At 65.8% G+C, this 20378-nt stretch carries 19 protein-coding genes and 1 other RNA gene; 12 read left to right on the top strand and 8 right to left on the bottom strand.

Annotated elements, in window-relative coordinates:
* Positions 1 to 241: 241 nt before the first annotated feature.
* Entirely contained in the window at positions 242 to 2161 is a 1920-nt protein-coding gene (locus RQH86_RS21870; RefSeq protein ID WP_311240141.1) for a DEAD/DEAH box helicase, read from the bottom strand.
* 177 nt (positions 2162 to 2338) lie between these two features.
* Here RQH86_RS21870 and RQH86_RS21865 point away from each other — a divergent pair, with 177 nt between their 5' ends.
* The 4 genes from RQH86_RS21865 to RQH86_RS21850 all read left to right on the top strand — a co-directional run bounded on the left by RQH86_RS21865 (position 2339) and on the right by RQH86_RS21850 (position 4209).
* Positions 2339 to 2833: a sigma-70 family RNA polymerase sigma factor gene (locus RQH86_RS21865; protein ID WP_311240142.1), complete on the top strand. Its 495-nt coding sequence runs from the start codon at positions 2339 to 2341 to the stop codon at positions 2831 to 2833.
* Positions 2834 to 2856: 23 nt separating this feature from the next.
* On the top strand, positions 2857 to 3504 hold the full coding sequence (locus RQH86_RS21860; RefSeq protein ID WP_311240143.1) for a hypothetical protein: 648 nt from the start codon (positions 2857 to 2859) through the stop codon (positions 3502 to 3504).
* 151 nt (positions 3505 to 3655) lie between these two features.
* On the top strand, positions 3656 to 3892 hold the full coding sequence (locus RQH86_RS21855) for an RNA-binding S4 domain-containing protein (RefSeq protein ID WP_311240144.1): 237 nt from the start codon (positions 3656 to 3658) through the stop codon (positions 3890 to 3892).
* On the top strand, positions 3889 to 4209 hold the full coding sequence (locus tag RQH86_RS21850) for a hypothetical protein (protein WP_311240145.1): 321 nt from the start codon (positions 3889 to 3891) through the stop codon (positions 4207 to 4209). The genes RQH86_RS21855 and RQH86_RS21850 overlap by 4 nt, the downstream gene beginning before the upstream one ends.
* 209 nt (positions 4210 to 4418) lie before the next feature.
* Here RQH86_RS21850 and RQH86_RS21845 read toward each other — a convergent pair whose 3' ends face one another.
* From RQH86_RS21845 to RQH86_RS21830, 4 genes are all read right to left on the bottom strand, one after another.
* A complete protein-coding gene (locus RQH86_RS21845; RefSeq protein ID WP_055849874.1) occupies positions 4419 to 4820 on the bottom strand; it encodes an MAPEG family protein in 402 nt (133 codons plus the stop codon).
* A 25-nt stretch (positions 4821 to 4845) separates the two neighbouring features.
* Positions 4846 to 5385, bottom strand: a complete 540-nt coding sequence (locus RQH86_RS21840) for a DUF4019 domain-containing protein (RefSeq protein ID WP_311240146.1) — start codon at positions 5383 to 5385, stop codon at positions 4846 to 4848.
* Positions 5386 to 5660: 275 nt separating this feature from the next.
* Positions 5661 to 5915: a hypothetical protein gene (locus RQH86_RS21835; protein WP_115513412.1), complete on the bottom strand. Its 255-nt coding sequence runs from the start codon at positions 5913 to 5915 to the stop codon at positions 5661 to 5663.
* A gap of 79 nt (positions 5916 to 5994) precedes the next feature.
* Positions 5995 to 7179, bottom strand: coding sequence for a hypothetical protein (locus tag RQH86_RS21830; RefSeq protein WP_311240147.1), 1185 nt, complete (start codon positions 7177 to 7179; stop codon positions 5995 to 5997).
* 145 nt (positions 7180 to 7324) lie between these two features.
* On the opposite strand from RQH86_RS21830, the gene RQH86_RS21825 reads away from it, so the two are divergent.
* The 4 genes from RQH86_RS21825 to RQH86_RS21810 are packed head-to-tail and all read left to right on the top strand — an operon-like array spanning position 7325 to position 12054.
* Positions 7325 to 8788: an AlkA N-terminal domain-containing protein gene (locus tag RQH86_RS21825; protein WP_311240148.1), complete on the top strand. Its 1464-nt coding sequence runs from the start codon at positions 7325 to 7327 to the stop codon at positions 8786 to 8788.
* Positions 8785 to 9330 (top strand): methylated-DNA--[protein]-cysteine S-methyltransferase, encoded by a 546-nt coding sequence (locus RQH86_RS21820; protein ID WP_055849864.1) that lies wholly within the window; start codon positions 8785 to 8787, stop codon positions 9328 to 9330. The genes RQH86_RS21825 and RQH86_RS21820 overlap by 4 nt, the downstream gene beginning before the upstream one ends.
* Positions 9331 to 9366: 36 nt before the next feature.
* Positions 9367 to 10671: an ectonucleotide pyrophosphatase/phosphodiesterase gene (locus RQH86_RS21815; protein ID WP_311240149.1), complete on the top strand. Its 1305-nt coding sequence runs from the start codon at positions 9367 to 9369 to the stop codon at positions 10669 to 10671.
* 45 nt (positions 10672 to 10716) lie between these two features.
* Entirely contained in the window at positions 10717 to 12054 is a 1338-nt protein-coding gene (locus RQH86_RS21810) for a chloride channel protein (RefSeq protein ID WP_311240150.1), read from the top strand.
* 266 nt (positions 12055 to 12320) lie between these two features.
* Here the strand turns inward: RQH86_RS21810 and RQH86_RS21805 are convergent, their stop codons facing one another.
* Both RQH86_RS21805 and RQH86_RS21800 read right to left on the bottom strand, forming a co-directional pair.
* Positions 12321 to 12503, bottom strand: coding sequence for a 30S ribosomal protein THX (locus RQH86_RS21805; protein WP_055849858.1), 183 nt, complete (start codon positions 12501 to 12503; stop codon positions 12321 to 12323).
* A gap of 276 nt (positions 12504 to 12779) precedes the next feature.
* Positions 12780 to 13196, bottom strand: a complete 417-nt coding sequence (locus tag RQH86_RS21800; protein WP_055849856.1) for a MerC domain-containing protein — start codon at positions 13194 to 13196, stop codon at positions 12780 to 12782.
* 159 nt (positions 13197 to 13355) lie between these two features.
* Here RQH86_RS21800 and RQH86_RS21795 point away from each other — a divergent pair, with 159 nt between their 5' ends.
* The 3 genes from RQH86_RS21795 (at position 13356) to RQH86_RS21785 (ending at position 17526) form a co-directional block, all read left to right on the top strand.
* A complete protein-coding gene (locus tag RQH86_RS21795; protein WP_055849854.1) occupies positions 13356 to 15422 on the top strand; it encodes a TonB-dependent receptor in 2067 nt (688 codons plus the stop codon).
* A gap of 455 nt (positions 15423 to 15877) precedes the next feature.
* Positions 15878 to 16300, top strand: coding sequence for a MarR family transcriptional regulator (locus tag RQH86_RS21790; protein WP_311240151.1), 423 nt, complete (start codon positions 15878 to 15880; stop codon positions 16298 to 16300).
* Positions 16297 to 17526 (top strand): MFS transporter, encoded by a 1230-nt coding sequence (locus RQH86_RS21785; RefSeq protein WP_311240152.1) that lies wholly within the window; start codon positions 16297 to 16299, stop codon positions 17524 to 17526. The genes RQH86_RS21790 and RQH86_RS21785 overlap by 4 nt, the downstream gene beginning before the upstream one ends.
* Positions 17527 to 17630: 104 nt before the next feature.
* On the opposite strand, the gene RQH86_RS21780 is transcribed toward RQH86_RS21785, so the two are convergent.
* A non-coding RNA gene (locus RQH86_RS21780) (sX9 sRNA) lies at positions 17631 to 17705 on the bottom strand.
* Positions 17706 to 17994: 289 nt separating this feature from the next.
* On the opposite strand from RQH86_RS21780, the gene RQH86_RS21775 reads away from it, so the two are divergent.
* Positions 17995 to 20373, top strand: coding sequence for a TonB-dependent receptor (locus RQH86_RS21775; RefSeq protein ID WP_311260638.1), 2379 nt, complete (start codon positions 17995 to 17997; stop codon positions 20371 to 20373).
* Positions 20374 to 20378: the final 5 nt, after the last annotated feature.

Here is a 20378-nt window from a genome sequence, read left to right as displayed (position 1 = left end):
CGATGCGATTCAGGCGCCCAGTGGGCGCCTGAAGGCAGTAGCGGCCGTCATGGCCGAGTCTGTATGGCGGCGTCCGTTTGCCGGACGGCCGGCGGAAAAGGTCAGCCTGGCTGACCATCCGCCATCTGCGGTCCCTGTCGGGACACGCTTGCTTGCATTGCCAGGCTATGCCTATAAAGGAATAGCGGCACTGACCCCGGCTGCGTCCGCGCTTCGCCGCGCAGCCGATTGTCAGCGGGGCTTACTCGCCGCGCGGCTTGGGCGGACCCTTACGGTGTGGCGCGCCGGCGCGATCCATCGGACGCCCCGGGCCGTTCGGACGACCGGACGGCTTGCCACCACGCGGGAAACGCGGCTTGGACGGCGACGCCGCCGCCTCGCCTTCTTCCAGCTTGCGCATGTTGAGCTGCTGGCCGGAGACCCAGACCTTCTTCAGGTGCGTCAGCAGCTCGCGCGGCATGTCGGCCGGCAGATCCAGGATCGAGTAATCGTCCTGAATATCGATGCGGCCGATGTAGCGACTTTCCAGACCGGCTTCGTTGGCGATGGCGCCGACGATGTTGGCCGGCTTCACGCCGTGGGTGTGACCCACTTCGATGCGATAGCTCTCCATGCCGAACTCCGGCTCGCCACGCGGGGCCGGGTCACGACGCGGACGCTCGCTGCCGGCATCCTCACTACGCGGCGGACGCGGTGCGCGCTCGCCGTCGTTGGCACGCGGGCCACGCTCGAACTTCGGCTCGAAACGCGGACGCTCGCCGCGGTCGCTACGATCTCCACGGTCGGCACGCTCGGTGCGCTGCGGGGTGAACTCTTCGCGCGCGCCACGCACCGGCGGGGTCAGCAGGAACGGCGCATCGCCCTGCAGCAACTTGGCCATCGCCGCGGCGATCTCGATCGCCGGCACGTTGTTTTCGGCCTCGTAGCGCTGCAGCAGATCGCGGTACATGTCGATCTGGCCACTGGCCAGCGTCTCGGTGATGCGCGTCATGAAGCGCGCCACGCGGGTGTCGTTGACGGCATCCACGCTCGGCAGCTGCATTTCTTCGATCGGCTGACGGGTCGCGCGTTCGATCGAGCGCAGCATGCCCTTCTCGCGCGGGGTGACGAACAGGATGGCGTCGCCATTACGGCCGGCACGACCGGTACGGCCGATGCGGTGCACATAGCTTTCGGTGTCGTACGGGATGTCGTAATTGAGAACGTGGCTGACGCGCTCCACGTCCAGGCCGCGGGCGGCAACGTCGGTGGCGACCAGGATGTCCAGCTTGCCGTCCTTGAGCTGGGCAATGGTCTTTTCACGCGCGGCCTGCTGCATGTCGCCGTTGATGGCAGCTGCGGCCAGGCCACGGGCCTGCAGCTTCTGCGCCAGTTCTTCGGTACCGGCCTTGGTGCGCGCGAAGATGATCATGCCGTCGAACTGCTCAACCTCGAGGATGCGGGTCAGCGCGTCCAGCTTGTGCAGCCCGCTCACCCACCAATAACGCTGGCGGATGTTGGCCGAGGTGGTGGTCTTGGCCGCGATGGTGACTTCGGCCGGGTCTTTCAGATAGGTCTGCGCGATGCGACGGATAGCCGGCGGCATGGTGGCCGAGAACAACGCCACCTGGCGCTTTTCCGGCAGCTTCTTCAGCACGGCTTCGACGTCGTCGATAAAGCCCATGCGCAGCATTTCGTCGGCTTCGTCCAGTACCAGCGTCTTGAGCTGGGACAGATCCAGGGTGCCGCGATCCAGGTGATCGATCACCCGGCCCGGGGTACCCACCACCACATGCACGCCGCGCTTGAGCGCGCTCAGCTGCTGGGCATACGGCTGGCCGCCGTAGACCGGCAGTACGCGGAAACCGGGAATGGCTTCGGCATATTTCTGGAAGGCCTCGGCGACCTGGATGGCCAGTTCGCGGGTCGGGGCCAGCACCAGCGCCTGCGGCTTGAGCTGGTTCAGATCGGCGTTGGACAGCACCGGCAGCGCGAACGCGGCGGTCTTGCCGGTACCGGTCTGCGCCTGGCCGAGGACGTCGCGGCCGGCAAGCAGCGCGGGAATGGTGGCAGCCTGGATCGGCGACGGCGACTCGTAGCCAACGTTGGCAACGGCTTTCATCACAGCGTCCGAGAGGCCGAGGTCTGCAAACAGCAGCGGCGCGGAAGATTCTTGGGTCATGGGTAACTCCGGAGGCGCCGCACGGAGCCGGCAGGCGCAAAGCAGGGTATTGTGCGCCCTTACCCCCCTTCGTGTCGAAGGGTCGTGACGTTTTGTTCAGGTTGTGAGGATTCGCCCGACCCGGCGAATCATCCTGGCACGCATTTTCCCGCCTTGCCCGGCACCTGAGCCAAGCCCGTGGATACAGACCTGCAAACCCGCTTCAGCGTCCTGCTTCGGCAACACCGGGGCATCGTTCTGAAGGTGGCCGCCAGCTATTGCCGCAATCGCGACGACCGCGACGAGCTGGCCCAGGAAATCGCGGCCCAGCTGTGGCGCGCATTTCCTGGTTACGACCCCAGCCGGCGTTTTTCGACCTGGATGTATCGCATCGCGCTGAATGTGGCGATCAGCGACCTGCGCGGCCGCAACCGTGCGCCGGATGCGCCGATCGCCCTGGATGCGGTGGCGGACCAACTCGCGGACCCGGCGGCGCGCGACCCCGCACGCGAGCAGCAGGTGGCCGCGTTATACGCCTTCATCGCGCAACTACCCACGCTGGAGCGCGCCTTGCTGCTGCTCTATCTGGACGACCACCGCTACCGCGAGATCGCCGAGGTGCTCGGCATCAGCGAAACCAACGTCGCCACAAAACTCAGCCGCCTGAAGGCGCGCATCCGCAACGAACTTTGACCCAAGACACCACCGGAGCCGCAATGGAACTCGACGACATGCAACACGCCTGGCACGCCCTGGAACACCGATTGGATCGCCAGGCCGCAGACATGCATCGCCTGCTCGGCGCCATCCGCAGCGATACAGCGCATGCCAGCCTGCGCCCGCTGTGGTGGCGCCAGGTGGCACAGCTCGTGTGTGCACTGGCACTGAGCCTTGTGTTTGTTCGTGGCTGGCTGGGAGAACCCCATCAAGTTGCGGCCATCATCGGCGGCGTGCTGCTGCAGCTATGGTGCGTGGCGCTGGCGCTCTCGGCGAGCCGTCAATTGCAGCTGCTGTCGCAACTGGATTTCGCCGGGCCGCTGGTCCAGACGCAACAAGCACTCGCCCAGCTGCGGCGTTGGCGCACGCGCGTCGCGCCGTGGTTGGGCATCGCGTTCTGGGTGCTCTGGGTGGCCGTCGCCGACAGCGCCTGGCGCAGCCTCACTGCCACCACACTGCCGCACGTCTGGCTGCTGCTCAACCTGCTGGTGGGCATGATGGGCGCCTGCGGCACCTGGTACGGCTATCGGCGGCTGCAGCGCGCACAGCACCCCTGGCTGGACCGCATCGACGATGCGCATGCCGGTGGCAGCCTGACCCGCGCGCAGCGCCTGCTGGAGGAGATTGCGCGGTTTCGCCGCGAGTAGGCGGCCACTCTGCCGACGCCGGCATCGCCCGCAAGGTGACAGCGCGCTGCGGCTGCCTGCGCGCAGCCAGGTGTCTGGTGCGGGCTTGCGCATGGTGGTGCCGGCGGCGGCTCCGGGCGGATAATCGGTTTCTTTTTCGACCGAGTGCAGCATGCAATTCCTGGAATTCGACCTGGACGGCGAGTACATCGAACTCAATCAGTTGCTCAAGCTGGCCGGCATTGCCGATAGCGGCGGCCAGGGCAAGGCCATCGTCGCCAGCGGCGCGGTCAGCGTCGATGGCGTGCAGGAGCTGCGCAAGACCGCGAAGATCCGCCCCGGTCAGCTCGTGCAACTGGACGACGTGGAAATTCGCGTCATGGCCATGGACCCCGAGTCCGACGAATGAGGGTGATCGAGATCGGCCAGCGCAATATCGCGCCGTCGGCCGAAGATCCGAAGCACGACGTCTACGTCTTTTCGATCGAACTCGGCGCGGCGCGCCCGTTCTGGCTAGAGCAATCCATCCATGGCGGCCATGCCGACCGTGGCGGTTGCATCATGCTGGCGTTGCACGAGCTGGACGGCTGGCGAGGCGATTGGCGCGTGCATCTGACCCATGCAGGTTGCGCCTGGGCGATCCCGCTATTGGAAGAGGCCATGCGCAGCGGCGATACGCAGGCGGCGATCGATGCGATCGTGGCGCGGGTGCAAATGCAGGGCTGATGCAATCCAGTGCGGCGGAATGCTCGTATCGTCTGCCCGCTTGCACGCCCAGGCCCGTCTAAAAAACGGCGGATGACGCTCTCCACCGATTGCATGCTGCGTACTGGCTACCGCCGATGCACCCAGTCTGGAGCCAACGCGCGACGCCGCGCTTGATCGGGGTCAAGCGCGATGCACGGCACGCGTGCACGCGCCGGAACCGTAATGTCTTACCAACCCAGCAGCGCGCGTACCAGCTTGACGATGCCCCAGAACGACACAACCCAAATCGCGCTGCGCAGATAAGGGATGCCGGCCGCATAAACCGGCACGTACGCCACTCGCGCCCACAGATACAGCTGCACGCCCAAGGCGGTTTCCGCATTGGTGCGACCGGCTACGGTCACCGCCAGCACCGCTGCGGCAAAGATCGGAAAGGTTTCCAGATAGTTGCGAAACGCGCGATCCAGCCGTGCGGCGACGCCGGTCAACGGCTTGGCATCGCCATCGCGCGGACTGGCATTCCATTTGGTGCCGCGCTGCGCGGTCATGCTGACCGATGCAGCCAGCAGCTGTACCAGCCCGAGCACCATGGCCCAGCCCAGCATCTGCAGTTCGATGGTCAGTTGCATGCAAATCTCCTGGTGAGCTGCCGCATCACTTGGCCGCCGTGCGCAGGCTGTAGCCCGCAACGCGCCAGGTCTTGTCTTCGTCCAGACGGAAGGACACCAGCTCGCGCACCGGCTGCGGCGCATTGGCAAACCGGGTCGGGAAGCTGACGTTGACGTACAACCCTTCGGGCACCTGCGCGCCGGGGCCGTACTTCACCCGCGTCACCGAGCCCTGGCCACGCCCGACCATCGCACCCAGACGTGCACGCTCGCCGGCGAGCTGGGCGACGAAGGCATCGCGCTTGACTGCAGTCTTGGCCACGCTGGACGCACCGTCCCACAGCGAAGCGGCCTTGTTGGCATCGACCATCTGTGCCACGCGCAAGGCGGCCTGGGTCATCTCCACGTCCTGCTTGGCGACCTGCGCCTGTTGGGCCGCGCTGGGCGCTGGTACGGGCTGCCCAGCCGCCGGTTTTTGTGTCGCAGGCGCCGGCTGGGCAGTGGCCGCGCGGGACGGCTGCGGTTGTTGAGCAAACGCCAGCGCTGGAGCCAACACCAACGCGACAAGCAAACGAGGACGGAGCATGGGACAGCACCTTGAACGGGTTGGAAAGAGATGGACCGCACACATTGCGGTGGGTAGCGCAGTCTATGGCGGGACCTGCGCAACACAAGCGGCGCACGATCCGGGTGGGAGCGGCTGACTGCATCATCCGGACGGCACTGTCGCGTTGGCGTGTAACAAGCCGCCTGATCCGCCGGTAGAGCGCAGGCGGCAGGCCGGATCTGCGCAGCCAGTGCGAACCGCGCGTTCAACGCAGCCCTAACCCAGACCAGGTTCGTTCGGCCTGGATCGAATCGCTAGAGCTCTCCGCCGGGAGCAGGCGGCACGGCAGCCACGCCGCGTGGGCGCCACAGGCGCCAGCTGATCCAGAACGCGCGTGCGACGGCCGCAACCAGCGCCGCCAGGCTCAGCCACATCCCCAGCGTGGCCGGCCATTGCGCATGCAGTGCGGTGGCGGCAACGCGTAGCAGTTCAGCCACGCCGAAGCCCACCAGCACCAGCAACGCCGATGGCAGATACGCCAGTACAACGCCCTTGGTCTTGCCTCGCATAGTGCCCCCCCCGGCCCGGTTGTTATGGGGCGACGATAGGCAGCGCGCAGTGCGATACGCGTGAAACTTGCCGCCGCCCTCAGCCCTCGGCGTGCGCGGGCGTCGAAGGCTCCGTCTCTGCGGCATCCGGCGCCGCGGCGGCGCTTGGTTCTGCCTGTGGTCGCTCATCCGCTGCGGAACCGGTCTGCGTCTCGGCCGCCGGGGTTGCCGGCAAGGCGGCGGCATCGGTCTCGGCCAACGGGCTTTCTTCCGGGCAGGACGCATCCGGAAAACCGAAGCGCTGCTTCAGGGCCAGGCCGCAGGCGTTGACCGCATCCAGATCTGCGCCCTCGCCTTTGCACTTTTGATCGAACGCCACCAGAAACGCATCCTTGCGGCGCACAAACGCATCGCCGCATTTGCGCATCTGCCGGATGCGCTCCAGGTCGTCCTGCACGGCGTTGGTGCCGTCCAACCCGTACTCGCGCAGTTCTTCCATCGTCAGCAGCCGCAGGCTGCGGTTAGGCACGGTCATCATCAGATCGGCCACCGCCACTGCCACACCGTTGCGCTCCAGATAATCCTTGACGTTGCCGTAGACCTCGCGCAATTCGCGATTGAGCTCTGCCCGCGACGTCGCCTTGGAGCTGATCCGCATCATCCGGTGGATACCGACCTTGCCGGCCACCAGGCGGTTATCGCCGGCCGCCAGCACGAACACGCATGCGCTATGGCACACCGAGCCTTCGCGCACCCAGATGGTCCAGTTGGATTCGCCAATGGTGTCGCCGGCGCGGATCGCTGCCTCCACCTGCCCGCCGCTGGAATCCAGATCCACAATGCGATGCGGCAACCGTAGTTGCTCGGCCACCGCCGCCAGGCGCCAGACCAGCGCAGCGAAGCCGGCATTGATCTTGCCCGCGTAGCGCACCCGCACCAGCCCGGTCTCGCGGCACGGCGCCAGCGCCGCTTCCACACTGGCCCGATCCAGCGCCGGCAGCAGCGTGCCGTCGCCAGCCTCCTTGCTGTAATCGGTGGCGCAACTGATCCACGCCTGGCCCGCTTCAAGCGCCGCGGCCGGCCACCCGGTCTCACCCGCCTGCGCGCGCGGACGTGGCGGCGGCGCCACCGGCTCGGGCGTATCCACCGACACCATGTGGTCGCCATCGCCCGCCTGCCCGGCATTGTTTTGCTGTGCAGCCCCGGCATCGGCAGACGTCGCGCTGCGTTCGCACGCCACCAGCAAGAGCAGACACGCAACGGACAGGCAAAGCGATTTGAGCATGATGGGGATTGTGAGCGCGACGGATTCACCGTCAGTCTATGGCTGAATGGGCCACAGGTTTGACCCGGCCGTGAACGCGCCGCCCTGCAGCAACCCTGTCCGAAAACGGCCAGCCTCGGCCGAAGCCAGGGCATAGACTGGCGCCATGCAGACGTTGACGCCCGATCGAATCCAATGCGACCGCGCCCGGCTGGCGCGCGATGCGCGCTTCGACGGGCTGTTTTTCACGGCGGTGCGCAGCACCGGCATTTACTGCCGGCCGGTGTGTCCGGCGCCGGCGCCCAAGCCAGGCAATGTCAGTTATTACCCGAGCGCGGCGGCGGCCAGTGCGGCGGGCTACCGGCCGTGTCTGCGCTGTCGTCCGGAGTTGTCGCCGCAGGCGCAGCAACATCTGGGCGAAGAAAGCGTGCAGCGTGCGCTGGCGATGATTGCCGAAGGCGTGCTGCAGGAGCAGCCGGTGCAGACGCTGGCCGATGCGGTGGGCGTGAGTGCGCGGCAGCTGCAACGGCAGTTCGTGCAGCAGCTTGGCGCCACACCGATCCAGGTGCACGGCACGCGCCGGCTGCTGTTGGCAAAGCAGTTGCTCACCGAAACCGCCTTACCGGTCACCGAGGTCGCACTCGCTGCCGGCTTCAACAGCCTGCGGCGTTTCAACGCGGCCTTTCTGCAGGGCTGCGGCATGCCGCCGTCGGCGCTACGCAAGCAGCGCAGCGAAGTACCAGGCGGCCAATTGCGTCTGCGTTTGGGGTATCGCCCGCCGCTGGATTGGGCCGCGATGCTGGGCTTTTTGCAGCGCCGCGCGATTCCGGGAATCGAGCAGGTCGATGCCAGCGGCTACCGGCGCGTGATCGGCACGCCTGGAAACGCCAGCTTGATCGAGGTTGTCGCCGCGCCGCAGCGGGCGGAACTGCTGCTGCGCATCGATGCCACCGACCCGCGCCAGATTCCGCAGATCGTGCGTCGCGTGCGTCGCGTGTTCGATCTGGATGCGGACCTGCAGGCCGTCCATGCCACGCTTGAATCCGAACCGCTGTTGGCCGAGGCGATCCAGCGCCGTCCCGGCCTGCGCGTGCCGGGGGGCTGGGATGGCTTTGAAGTCGCCGTGCGCGCGGTGTTGGGCCAGCAGATCAGCGTGGCCGGTGCCGCAACGCTGGCGGCGCGGCTGGTCGACCGCCACGGCGGCCATCATGCCGACATGCCGCCCGGTCTGGACCGCAGTTTTCCCACGCCCGAACAACTGGCAGACGCGCCACTGGAACAGCTCGGGCTGCCACGTGCACGCGCGGCCACGTTGCGCGCACTGGCATTGGCATGCGCACAAGGCCGGCTGCATTTCGGCGCCGGCCAGCGCCTGCCGGACTTCGTTGCCGCCTGCACCGCGCTGCCCGGGATCGGCCCGTGGACCGCGCATTACATCGCGATGCGCGCGCTCTCGCATCCGGATGCGTTTCCGGCCGGCGACCTGATCCTGCAGCAGGTCCTCGGCGCGCCGGAACGTTTAAGCGAACGGGCCACCGAGGCACGTTCGCAGGCATGGCGCCCATGGCGCGCGTATGCCGTGTTGCACCTGTGGCATCTCGCCGTCGATCGCAAGGACACCCGCCCATGACCACTCTGTACTACGACACCTTTCCCTCGCCGATCGGCGCGCTCACCGTGGCCGCCGATTCCACCGCCGTGCACCATATCCTGTTCGCACAGAACCGCTACGACGCGCCCGGACGTGCGCGCTGGACGCATGCCCCCGATACCGCACTGGTGCGCGAAGCGCGCGAGCAACTGCTGGATTATCTGCATGGCGGGCGACGCAGTTTCGACCTGCCGCTGGCACCGGCCGGCACGCCATTTCAGCTGCAGGTCTGGCACACGTTGGCGCAAATTCCGTTCGGCCAGACCTGGAGTTACGCACAGCTCGCGCAGGCGGTAGGCCGCCCCGCCGCCAGCCGCGCGGTGGGTGCCGCCAACGGCCGCAATCCGTTGCCGATCGTGCTGCCCTGCCATCGCGTGATCGGCGCCAACGGCACGTTGACCGGCTTTGGCGGCGGCCTGCCGACCAAGCAGGCGTTATTGCAACTGGAAGGCTGGTCGCCGCGCCAGATCGCGCGTGCTGACGATCTGTTCGGCGACCAGCGCGCAACCCAGGCACCCTGACTTCGCGAGGTCATCGCTGCGCCGTAAACTGGCGACATGATCGATCGACGTCTTGTAGTTGCCACGATAGCCACCGCGTTGCTGGCGGCCTGCTCCACCCAGCACGGCGTGCGCAGCGCCTCGACGCCGCCCACCGCATCGTCGCCAACACCGGCGGCCGTGGCACCCGACGACGCGCCGCATACCTTGCTGCTGATCTCCATCGACGGCCTGCGCGCAGACATGCTCGATCGCGGCATCACGCCGACGCTGTCCCAACTTGCGCGCGATGGCGTGCGTGCGCGTTGGATGACGCCGTCGTATCCGTCGCTGACCTTTCCCAACCACTACACCTTGGTCACCGGTCTGCGCCCGGACCACCACGGCATCGTGCACAACAGCATGCGCGACCCCGCGTTGGGCAGCTTCTGGCTGAGCAAGCAGGACGCGGTGGGCGACGCGCGTTGGTGGGGTGGCCAGCCGCTATGGGTGGGCGCAGAACAAGCAGGCCTGCATGCGGCGACCTGGTCGTGGCCGGGCAGCGAGGCAGCTATCCAGGGCGTGCGCCCCACGCAATGGCGTCACTACGAAGAAGGTGTCGGCCTGGACGCCCGTGTGGACGAAACACTGGGCTGGCTCGCGCGCTCCGGTGCGCAGCACAATCGTCTGGTTACGCTGTACTTCGAGCACGTGGATGAAGCCGGCCACGATCACGGCCCGGAATCGCGCGAATACGCCGACAGCGTGGGCGCAGTCGACGCCGCCATCGGCCGGCTGCTGGCCGGCATGCAGCGCGACGGCACCCGTGCGCGCACCAACATCGTCGTGGTGTCCGACCACGGCATGGCCGAAGTGGCGCCGGGGCATGCGATCAGCGTGGAAGCGATCGCGCCGCCCGCGATTGCCACCGCGGTCACCGATGGCCAGGTGATCGGTTTCGATCCACAGCCCGGGCAACAGGCCAGCGCCGAGGCCATGCTGCTCGGCACGCATGCGCAGTACGACTGCTGGCGTAAAACCGAGCTACCGGCGCGCTGGCATTACGGCACGCATCCGCGCATTCCGCCGATCGTGTGCCAGATGCACGAAGGCTGGGATGCACTGTTCCCCGACAAGTTGGCCAAGCGCGCGCAACAAGGCATGCGCGGCTCGCACGGGTTCGATCCTGCACTGCCCTCGATGCGTGCGGTGTTCGTGGCGCAAGGCCCGGATCTGGCGCAGGGCAAGACTTTGCCGGGGTTCGACAACGTCGATGTGTATACCTTGATGACGCGCCTGCTCGGCATCACCGCAGCGCCCAACGACGGTAACCCGGCCACCCTGCTTCCGGCCTTGCGCGTGCCGCCGGACGCTGCGCACTGAGCACTGCGCACACCCGCGGCGGCGAGCGGATGCGACAATAGGGCGATGTCTGCTTCTGATCCCTCGCCGCGCCGCTTGCGGCCGCTGTTATCCAGCGAAGGCTGGCGTCGTCGCGCTGCACTCTGGGGTGGCGCCATTGCGGTGGCCCTGGTCGCCATCGTGTTCGCCAAGGCCAGCGATGCTGCCTTCCACTTGTTTCAACGCATTACCGCGCATTCGATCTGGTGGGCGCTGCTGCTGACGCCGGGCATCTTCGCCCTGCTCGCCTGGCTCACCTCCGGGGCGATGCGCCCCACCCGCGGCAGCGGCATTCCGCAGGTCATCGCCGCGCTGGAGCATCCGGACCCGGCGTTTCGCGACACCAACCTGTCGTTGCGTGTGTCGCTGGGCAAACTTGCGTTGACCACCCTGTCGCTGCTCGGCGGCGCATCGGTCGGACGCGAAGGCCCCACCGTGCATGTCGGCGCCAGCCTGATGCACGTATTCGGGCGCTGGTTCGGCTTTCACGATCCGCGCGAGCTCTCGCATTTTCTGCTTGCCGGCGGCGCGGCCGGTATTGCCGCAGCCTTCAATACGCCGCTCGCTGGCGTGGTCTTTGCGATCGAAGAATTGAGCGGGCGCTTCGAGCACCGCTTCTCCGGCACCTTGCTCACTGCGGTGATCGTCGGCGGCGTGGTGTCGCTGGGATTGCTGGGCAACTACACCTACTTCGGCAAAGTGGCGGTGGCCTTGCCGCTGGGCCAGGCATGGCTGGCGATCGCGCTGTGCGGCAGCGTGGCCGGGCTGCTCGGCGGGATCTTCGCGCGTCTGGTACTGGCCAGTGTCAGCGGTAAACCACGCTGGCTGGGCGCACTGCGCCAGCGGCACCCGGTGCTGCTGGCCGCGTTATGCGGCGTGGCGCTGGTCGGGCTGGCGCTGGTGTTCGGGCAAGGCGCCTTCGGCACCGGTTACGAGCAGGCGCGCAGCCTGGTGCAGGGGCATGCCGTGGTCGGTCATGAGTTTGGGTTGATGAAGCTCATCGCCAACCTGGTCTCGTACCTGGCCGGCATCCCGGGCGGCCTGTTCTCGCCCGCCCTCGCCGTCGGTGCCGGCATCGGCCACAACCTGTCGGTGCTGATGCCGAGCGTGGACCCGCGTACCTTCGTGCTGCTAGGCATGTGCGCCTACCTGACCGGCGTCACGCAGGCACCGCTGACCTCGGCAGTGATTTCGCTGGAGCTCACCGACACCAGCCAGATGCTGCTGCCAATCCTGGCTACCGTGTTGATTGCACGCGCGGTGTCCGGGCTGGTGTGCAAGACGCCGATCTATCGCGGACTGGCCGAGCAGTTGCTGACGCCAGCGGCGAAGAACCCAGCGCCGGCTGCGGACACAGCGCACTAGGGACGCGGCGTTATCGATGCGCGCAGGGCTTTATCGGACTGCATCAAGAACGGCGCCGATTGATGACATGGCGCGAGCCATTGTTCGGATGCGTGGCGCGTCATCGCACCGGATGCCGACGCTGAAGACGCGCTACCGCAGCCACTGCTCAGACCCGCATCAGCACGGGTAACCCGGCAAGCATTCGATCAGCGTTTCCCACTGAGACCGGACATAAAAAAACGCGGCGCAAGCGCCGCGTTTTTAGATCGCAAAGCGGGCTGGGGTCAGCTGGCCTTGGCGACGGTCTTCTTGGCAACAGCCTTCTTGGCCGGCGCCTTGACCACGCCCTTCTTGGCAACCGGGGAAGCTGCACCCACGACAACCTTGCTCACCGCGTGCGAACGCGAATTGCCGTAGCTGGCGTTGTAGCGCTTGCCCTTGGCGGTCTTACGGTCACCCTTACCCATTTCGTCGACTCCTGAATGTGAATACAAATTCCCGTGCTGGCACGGGTTTGGCGAGGTTTGCACCGGCGGTGCCCTCGCGCAAGGCCGATAAGCCTATCACGTCGGCCCGGGGCCGCGCAGCCCGGACGGCCTGCAGGCCTGTGAGCCAGCCGGTCGTGAAGCGGATACATCGGCAGGCGCCTGGCTGTCACCTCACGGCAGCGGCCTGGCAACAGCGTCAAAACGATCGTCCGCACCACCGACTGCAACCATCGCGCAGTCGCGCGTCAGCGCATATCAGTGCGCACAGCTCGCGTCATGGACATGCGCATGCCCGTGATTCAGCCGCAGATTGACCAGGTGGGCAATGCCGACCAAAGCGCCGCCCAGCGTCATCACCACTGCGTGTGGCACCACCGAATGGTGCAGCGGGTCGTACAACAGACCCACCCAAAGCAGCGCCAGGCCAGGCAGCAGCAGCGCCAGCGCATGCAGCGCCTTGTGGCGGCGATACCCCAGGACCAGGCTGAAAAGACCCAGCAAGGTCACGAACACCACGATCGCCAGTTCGACGCCATCGCCCAGCCAGAACGACAACCCGAGCGACGGCGCCAGGGCCAGCACCAGCGGCAGTACCGCGCAGTGCACGGCGCACAGCAGCGACCCGGTCGCACCGAAGCGGTCTAGCAGATGGCGAAGTGTGGGCAGAGGCATGACTTCCAGCAGGTGCTCGCGGCGACGTGGAATAATATAACATCTTCCTTGTTCCAGGCCCGCACCACTGCATCGCGCAGAGCGGGGCTTGCCGTCGGCGCAGCAGGCAAACTGCGCCATCCTATTGATATATAGTAACAATTAGAGAGTCCGATCCACATGGCCCCCACGCTCATCCCCTCGCTGCGCCGCTCCGCTCTATCACTGGCACTGACCAGTCTGTTGACTCCTGCCCTGGCCATGGCCGAAGACGCACCGGACGTTGCCGACCCGCAGACGCCGCCGACATCGGACACCCGGCATGACGCCACCCATTCCAGCGGCCGGCACATCAAGGACCTGGACAAGGTGGTGGTCACCGCCAGCCCGCTGCGCGATGCGGCCGGCGAGCTGAGCCGCCCGGTCGAGGTGCTGGCAGGCGAGCGTCTGGATGAGGTGCGCAGTTCGAGCCTGGGCGAGACCGTGTCCAGCCTGCCGGGCGTGCAGAGCTCCAACTTCGGTCCCGGCGTCGGCCGGCCGATCATTCGCGGCCTGGACGGCCCGCGCGTGGCGGTGCTGCGCGATGGCCTGTCCACCCAGGACGTGTCCACCGTCAGCCAGGACCATTCGCCGGCCATCGAGCCGTTTCTGGCCAACCAGATCGAAGTGTTGAAGGGACCGTCCACGCTGCTGTACGGCTCCGGCGCGATCGGCGGCGTGGTCAACGTGGTCGATGGCCGCATTGCCGAAACGCCGGTGGACGGTTTCAGCGGCCGCGCCGAAGTACGCTTCGATGGCGGCGACAAGGACGGCAACACCGACATGTTCCGTGTCGATGCCGGCAACGGCAGCGGCCTGTCGATCCACGCCGATGGCGTGTACCGCAACCAGAACGATTACGACACCCCGCAAGGCCGCCAGCGCAATAGCTGGATCGACTCGAAGGTGGGCTCGATCGGCGCCTCGCTCTCAGGCGATTGGGGCTTTGTCGGCCTGTCGGCCTCGCGCTTCCGCGACAACTATGGCAACCCCGGTGAGCCGGGCGACCCGTCCCTCGGCGAGCGTGGCGTGTCGTTGAAGCTGCAGCAGGACCGCTACGACCTCAAGGGCGGGTTAACCGATCCGTGGGGCGAAGGCAGCGCGCTGCGTTACAGCTTCGGCCATACCGACTACGCACACACCGAGTTCGAAGGCACCGAAGTCGGCACCGTGTTCACCAAGCGCGCCAACGAAGGCCGCGTGGAAGCCTCGTTCACCTTTGGTGGCGGCTGGCAGACCGCGTTCGGCCTGCAAGGCAGCGATACCACCTTCCAGGCAGTGGGTGAAGAATCCTTCGTCCCCAAGACCGATACCCGTTCGCTCGGCGCATTCGCCGTGGCGCGCAACAGCTGGGAGCGTGTCACCGCTGAAGTCGGTGCGCGCGTGGACAAGGTCAAGTATCAGACCGACATCGGCGTGGACCGCGATTTCACCCCAACCAGCTTCTCGGCCAGCGGCGGTTTCCGCTTCAACGAGCAGTGGCGCCTGACCGCCAACCTGGATCACGCCGAGCGCGCACCGGCCGAAGAAGAACTGTTCGCCAACGGCCCGCATATCGCCACGCTCGCTTTCGAGATCGGCGATGCGAATCTGAAGACCGAAAAGGCCAACCAGGCCGAGCTGGGGCTCAACTTCCAGAACGAATGGGTGGATGCCAAGGTGGCGGCGTATTACAACCGCTACAACGACTTCGTCTACATCGTCGACACCGGCAATCAGTGGTTCAACGCAGAAGACAACGACTTCCTGCCGATCCGCCAGTGGACGCAGGCCGATGCGATCTTCCACGGCTTCGAAGGCGAAGCGACGTTCCACCTGGCCAACAACGACACCGGCGCGTGGGACCTGCGCGTGTTCGGCGATACCGTGCGTGCACGCCTGAAGGACGGCGACAATCTGCCGCGCATCGCGCCGGGCCGCTTCGGTGCGCAAATGCGCTGGAATGCCGATGCATGGCGCGCCTCGATTGGCGCCACCCGCACCATGAAGCAGGACAAGGTGGCGGTGAACGAAACCCCGACCGATGGCTACACCTTCGTGGATGCGCATCTGGCGTATCACGTGGACCGCGGCAGCAATGCGTGGGAAGTGTTTCTGGACGGCAACAACCTGACCAATCAGGACGCACGCGTGCACACCTCCTTCCTCAAGGACGATGTGATGTTGCCTGGCCGCAGCGCCTCGTTCGGCGTGCGGATGTTCTTCTGACAGCGGTCTCTCTCCCCCGCTGAGTAGAAGCGAGGCCGCCTTCGGGCGGCCTTTTTTGTTTGGGGTTGTCGATCGGTTGCCGATCGGTTCGCCGCGCTGGGATGTAGTGCTTGTCGCAACCCGAATCGCACGGACGGACCGGCACAGGGACAACGCCGACGCGTTGTGCAGCCTTCATTGCACAGCGGTAGTCCCTGTGTAACAGCGCTGGCTGTTTCGCAACACCGGTGGCTCTTGTCCGCGGAACTAGATATGGCAGTGCACGCTCTACTGCGCGATAACCGGTCACGGTCATGCGTGGTCGCGCCCGGGTGCGCTCCTACGTGGTTGGTTGATTGGTTGGGGACTACGGCGTTTATGGAAAAGCGCCGTTGCTTGGGAAGCTGTAGTAACTCTGGCCACTTGTAGATAAGTGCATATACACGCAATATGGGCGCATCCTGCGGAGCGCGTTCATGTCCAGCACTTCCAACTGCACCTGCTTTCATTTGCGTCGGGCGGCGCGTCGGATGTCGCAGCTGTACGACCATGCGCTGGCACCGGTGGGGCTGAGCCTCAACGCGTATTCGATCCTGCGCCGGCTCAATACGGCGCAGTCGCTGGGCACACTGGCACAGGCCTTGGGCATGGACCGCACCACCCTCACCCGCAACCTCAAGCCCTTGCTTGCCGCTGGATGGATCACCACTCAGCGCGGCGAGGATGCCAGGCAAACGTGGCTGATCCTGAGCCGCAGCGGCCGTGGATTGCTGCGGCGCGCACAACCGCACTGGCTCGCCGCACAGCAGCGCATCGAGACGCTGTTCGGTGCAGCGCCCACCGCGCAGCTGCATGCCACGCTGGACCGCCTGGATGCCGTGCTGGACACCGCCGCATGAGTGCGTCGGCGACCGCGCGCGCCAGTGCGCAATGGGGCCTGCTGCTGACCGCCTCGGCGATGCTGATGCTGACCATGGGCGCGCGCCAGACCACCGGGCTGTTCGTCGAGCCGATCCATCGGCAGACCGGCATCGGTATCGCCTCGATCAGCTTCGCGCTGGCGATCGGGCAATTGGTCTGGGGCGCGGTGCAACCGGTGTTCGGTGCAATCGCCGATCAGCGCGGACCGCTGCCGGTACTGCTGTTCGGCGGCGTGTTGCTGTCGTTGGGATTGGCGCTGACGCCGTGGCTGGCCAGCGAATGGGGCTTGATCGTGTCGCTGGGCGTGTTGGCGGCAGCTGGTGCCGGCGCTGGCAGTTTTTCAGTGTTGATCGGCGCCACCGCCAGCCGTATCGCACCGGAACGGCGTTCGTTTGCGGCCGGATTGATCAATGCCGGCGGCTCGCTGGGCCAGTTCGTCTTCGCCCCGTTGGTGCAGGTGATGATCGGCGCGGCCGGCTGGGCCAAGGCGATGCTCGGCTTGGCACTGGTGTCGCTGCTGACCTTGCCGCTGGCCTGGCCGTTGCGCCGCGTGCCATCCGCAGCGGACAGCGCATCTGTGCGTGCCGCCGATGACATCGGCCTGCGCGCGCAACTGCGGCTGGCGGTACGCGACCGCAGTTATTGGTGCCTGCATCTGGGCTTTTTCACCTGCGGGGTGCATATCGCCTTCCTGGTCACGCATCTGCCCGGCGAGGTGGCGCTGTGCGGGTTGCCGGCCAGCGTGTCGGCAGTGTCGATCGCGCTGATCGGCCTGTTCAATGTGGCCGGCAGTCTGGTCGCCGGCAAGCTGGGCGAACGCGTGCGCATGAAGTGGTTGCTGTGCGCGATGTATGCCAGCCGCGCGGCACTGATCGGCGTGTACCTGCTCGCACCGCCTACACCGTTGACGTTCTATCTGTTTGCGGCCGCACTGGGCTTCACCTGGCTGGCCACGGTGCCGCCGACTGCGGGATTGATCGGCAAGCTGTTCGGCCCGCGCTATATGGGCACACTGTTCGGCCTGACCTTGCTCTCGCACCAGCTCGGCGGTTTCTTCGGCGCCTGGCTGGGCGGAGTGGTGCTGGAACACAGCGGCGACTACAGCTGGATGTGGTACGGCGACATGGTGCTTGCGGTTGCGGCCGCGCTGATCAACCTGCCGATTCGCGAAGCGGCGCCGCTGCGCACTGTTGCCGCGACATAAGACGCGCGTAGAACAACGCAATCATCTTCGCCACGCTGCGCGCAGCAGCGCTCGCACGTGGTTGCCACTGCATGCGTTCGAGTCAACATGCGCGCCAAGAGAGCCACTACCAAAACGTAGCGAGCCGTCGTCAGTTTGGTGCGGCGACGCGGAGGAATCGGGATGTATGCGTTGCACACGACGCAGCGGGCATCAGCTGCGTCCGCCTGGCAGCTGTACACCCGTTTCCCGAGCTGCCCTAGAGCCGCTCGATCCATGCGTACGCTCGCGCATCACGCACACCTCGATCGCTGCATGCGTTGACGCGGCGCACAACAGCTTTTATGCGCGACTCCGTTAGAACAGCAACACGCGCTGTGCAGGCTTGTTGCACCATCGATGCATTCCTGTGCGGCAAGTCACTTTTTCAGGCAGCACGCCGTTCACTGCGACGGGATCTGCCGGTTGCTGCGACAGAAGGAAATCATCATGACTTCATCCATGCCCCGCTATGCGTTATCGCTGACCATCGCCACCTTGCTTGCGCCGATGGCGCACGCGCAGACCGCACCGCAAGAGACAACCAAGCAGGACGCCACCACGCTGGATGCGGTGATCGTCAGCGGTACCGCGCGCTTCAAGGGACTGGCCAAGCGCGATGCCAGCTTTTCGATCACCACCGCCAGCCCCGAACAGATCCAGCAAGCAGTGCCGCAGAGCACTGCCGACCTGTTGAAGATCGTACCGGGCGTGTGGGCCGAACCCAGCGGCGGCGGCACCGGCGCCAACATCTTCGTGCGCGGCATGCCTTCCGAAGGCGACGCGCCGTTTGTGACCATGCAGCTGGATGGCTCACCGCTGTTTCCGCCGCCAACCCTGTCGTTTCTGGAAAATTCCACGCTGTTCCGCGTCGACGACACCGTCGAGCGCATGGAAGTGCTACGTGGCGGCTCTAGCCCGATCTTTTCCAACGGCCAGCCCGGGCTGACGGTCAATTTCATCCAGAAAAAAGGCCAGGACGAGCCGGAGGGCAGCGTGCGACTGACCGGCGGCAACAATGATTTGCGCCGCATCGATGTGTTCAACAGCGGGCCGATGGGCAATGGCTGGTACTACAGCGTGGGCGGCTTCTTTCGCGAAACCGATGGCGTGCGCGACCCGCAGTTTTCTGCAGACAAGGGTGGCCAGTTCAGCGCCACCTTGAGCAAGCGTTGGGACAGCGGCGAGCTGTCGTTCTATGCGCGGCATACCGACGACAACAATGCCTTCTACACCGCGATTCCGCTGCTGTCGCGCAATAACGGCAACGACCTGTCCAGCTTCCCCGGCTTGAATGCGCAGACCGGCACCTTGCTCGGTCGCGATTTCCGCAACGTGGATCTGCTGGTCGGGCCGAACGGTGAGACCGTGCAACGCGACCTGGCCGATGGGCGCGGTGTCAACATCGATGTATTCGGCGGCGAACTGAATTGGGAAATCGGCGACTGGACCATTGCCGACCGCTTCAACGTGATGAGCGGCAGCGCACCCACCTATGCATTATTCACCGGCGATGCGCCGCTGCGGTTGAGCGATTTCATTGCCGGCTACGGCAGCAGCGGTAGCGCGACGTATACCAATGGCGGCAGCGCAGTCGACCCGAATCAACAGGTGCTCGAAGCCGGCTGGTGGTCGGTGGACAAGCGCCTGAATTCCTTCACCAACGATCTGCGCTTGAGCCGTGAGCTGTTTGCCGGCAATACCTTGACCGTGGGCGCGTACTACGCCAAGTATTCCTCGGCCGATACCTGGTACCTGGGCAACACCATGTTGCTCACCGCACAGAACAACGCACGTCGCATCGACGTGGCATTGGACGATGGACGCCAGGCCACGCGTCAGGGCTTCACCAGCACCGCGTTCTTGAATCTGCGCGCCAACTACGACGGCGAAAACATCGCCGCCTTCGTGGCCGACGAGTGGGAACTCAACGACCGGCTGCGATTGGACCTGGGCGCACGCTACGAGCGCCAGAGCGTGACCGGCAATGTGCACGACACCAGCACGGTGGACCTGGATGGCAACCCCGCCACCTTGTACGACAACGCCACCTCGCTGGCCTTGGCGACCACACGCCGCATCGATCAGGACGACGAGGCGTTCTCGTGGACGGCCGGCTTGAACTTCAAACTCAATGACAGCAACAGCCTGTTCGCACGCGTCAACTCGGGTGTGAAGTTTCCCGGCTTCGATAACCTGCGCGATGGTCAGAACCGCGTCCAGGAAGTGGACCAGTACGAGCTTGGCCTTAAATCCGGTGCCAGCGCCTACGATCTGTATCTCACCGCGTTCTACAACACGTTCACGAATTCGCCGTTCCAGGCATTCCTGGCCAATGGCGATAACTTCACCGCCGTTGGCGATTCGCGCGCGCGCGGCCTGGAGGTGGAAGGCGCGATCCGCCCGTTCGGCGGCTTTGAGCTGGCCGGCACCGGGGTATGGCTGGATGCGAAATACCGCAACTATCGCGAGTTCACCGGCAACCAGGTAATGCGCCAACCCAAGCGGCAGTTCCGGCTCACGCCGAGTTATTACTGGATGCTGCCGTTCGGCGATCTGAAGGTATTTGCCACGTACTCCTACATCGGCGATCGCTTTGCCGACCTGGCCAACAGCCAACGCCTGCCCTCCTACGACATGGTCGATATCGGCGCCAATCTGCATGTGGGCGAGCATTGGGAAGTGACCGCCAGCGGCAGCAACGTTACCGATACGCTGGGGCTCACCGAAGGCAACGTGCGCGTGCCGGGTGCGGCGACCGGCGGTGTGTTCATGGGCCGGCCGATTGCCGGGCGGCAGTACCAGATGTCGGTGGCGTATCGCTGGTAGCTGAC

Origin of the sequence: Xanthomonas sp. WCS2018Noco2-27, from assembly GCF_031843525.1 — a bacterium.
Classification (GTDB): Bacteria; Pseudomonadota; Gammaproteobacteria; order Xanthomonadales; family Xanthomonadaceae; genus Xanthomonas.
The sequence above is the reverse complement of the archived record's forward strand: the minus strand, read 5'-3'. Positions and strand labels throughout refer to the sequence as shown.

Coding starts and splice junctions, on each gene's coding strand:
- RQH86_RS21870 (WP_311240141.1), bottom strand. CDS start 2,161: ATGACCCAAGAATCTTCCGCGCCGCTGCTGTTTGCAGACCTCGGCCTC.
- RQH86_RS21860 (WP_311240143.1), top strand. CDS start 2,857: ATGGAACTCGACGACATGCAACACGCCTGGCACGCCCTGGAACACCGA.
- RQH86_RS21855 (WP_311240144.1), top strand. CDS start 3,656: ATGCAATTCCTGGAATTCGACCTGGACGGCGAGTACATCGAACTCAAT.
- RQH86_RS21850 (WP_311240145.1), top strand. CDS start 3,889: ATGAGGGTGATCGAGATCGGCCAGCGCAATATCGCGCCGTCGGCCGAA.
- RQH86_RS21845 (WP_055849874.1), bottom strand. CDS start 4,820: ATGCAACTGACCATCGAACTGCAGATGCTGGGCTGGGCCATGGTGCTC.
- RQH86_RS21840 (WP_311240146.1), bottom strand. CDS start 5,385: ATGCTCCGTCCTCGTTTGCTTGTCGCGTTGGTGTTGGCTCCAGCGCTG.
- RQH86_RS21835 (WP_115513412.1), bottom strand. CDS start 5,915: ATGCGAGGCAAGACCAAGGGCGTTGTACTGGCGTATCTGCCATCGGCG.
- RQH86_RS21830 (WP_311240147.1), bottom strand. CDS start 7,179: ATGCTCAAATCGCTTTGCCTGTCCGTTGCGTGTCTGCTCTTGCTGGTG.
- RQH86_RS21825 (WP_311240148.1), top strand. CDS start 7,325: ATGCAGACGTTGACGCCCGATCGAATCCAATGCGACCGCGCCCGGCTG.
- RQH86_RS21820 (WP_055849864.1), top strand. CDS start 8,785: ATGACCACTCTGTACTACGACACCTTTCCCTCGCCGATCGGCGCGCTC.
- RQH86_RS21815 (WP_311240149.1), top strand. CDS start 9,367: ATGATCGATCGACGTCTTGTAGTTGCCACGATAGCCACCGCGTTGCTG.
- RQH86_RS21810 (WP_311240150.1), top strand. CDS start 10,717: ATGTCTGCTTCTGATCCCTCGCCGCGCCGCTTGCGGCCGCTGTTATCC.
- RQH86_RS21805 (WP_055849858.1), bottom strand. CDS start 12,503: ATGGGTAAGGGTGACCGTAAGACCGCCAAGGGCAAGCGCTACAACGCC.
- RQH86_RS21800 (WP_055849856.1), bottom strand. CDS start 13,196: ATGCCTCTGCCCACACTTCGCCATCTGCTAGACCGCTTCGGTGCGACC.
- RQH86_RS21795 (WP_055849854.1), top strand. CDS start 13,356: ATGGCCCCCACGCTCATCCCCTCGCTGCGCCGCTCCGCTCTATCACTG.
- RQH86_RS21790 (WP_311240151.1), top strand. CDS start 15,878: ATGTCCAGCACTTCCAACTGCACCTGCTTTCATTTGCGTCGGGCGGCG.
- RQH86_RS21785 (WP_311240152.1), top strand. CDS start 16,297: ATGAGTGCGTCGGCGACCGCGCGCGCCAGTGCGCAATGGGGCCTGCTG.
- RQH86_RS21775 (WP_311260638.1), top strand. CDS start 17,995: ATGACTTCATCCATGCCCCGCTATGCGTTATCGCTGACCATCGCCACC.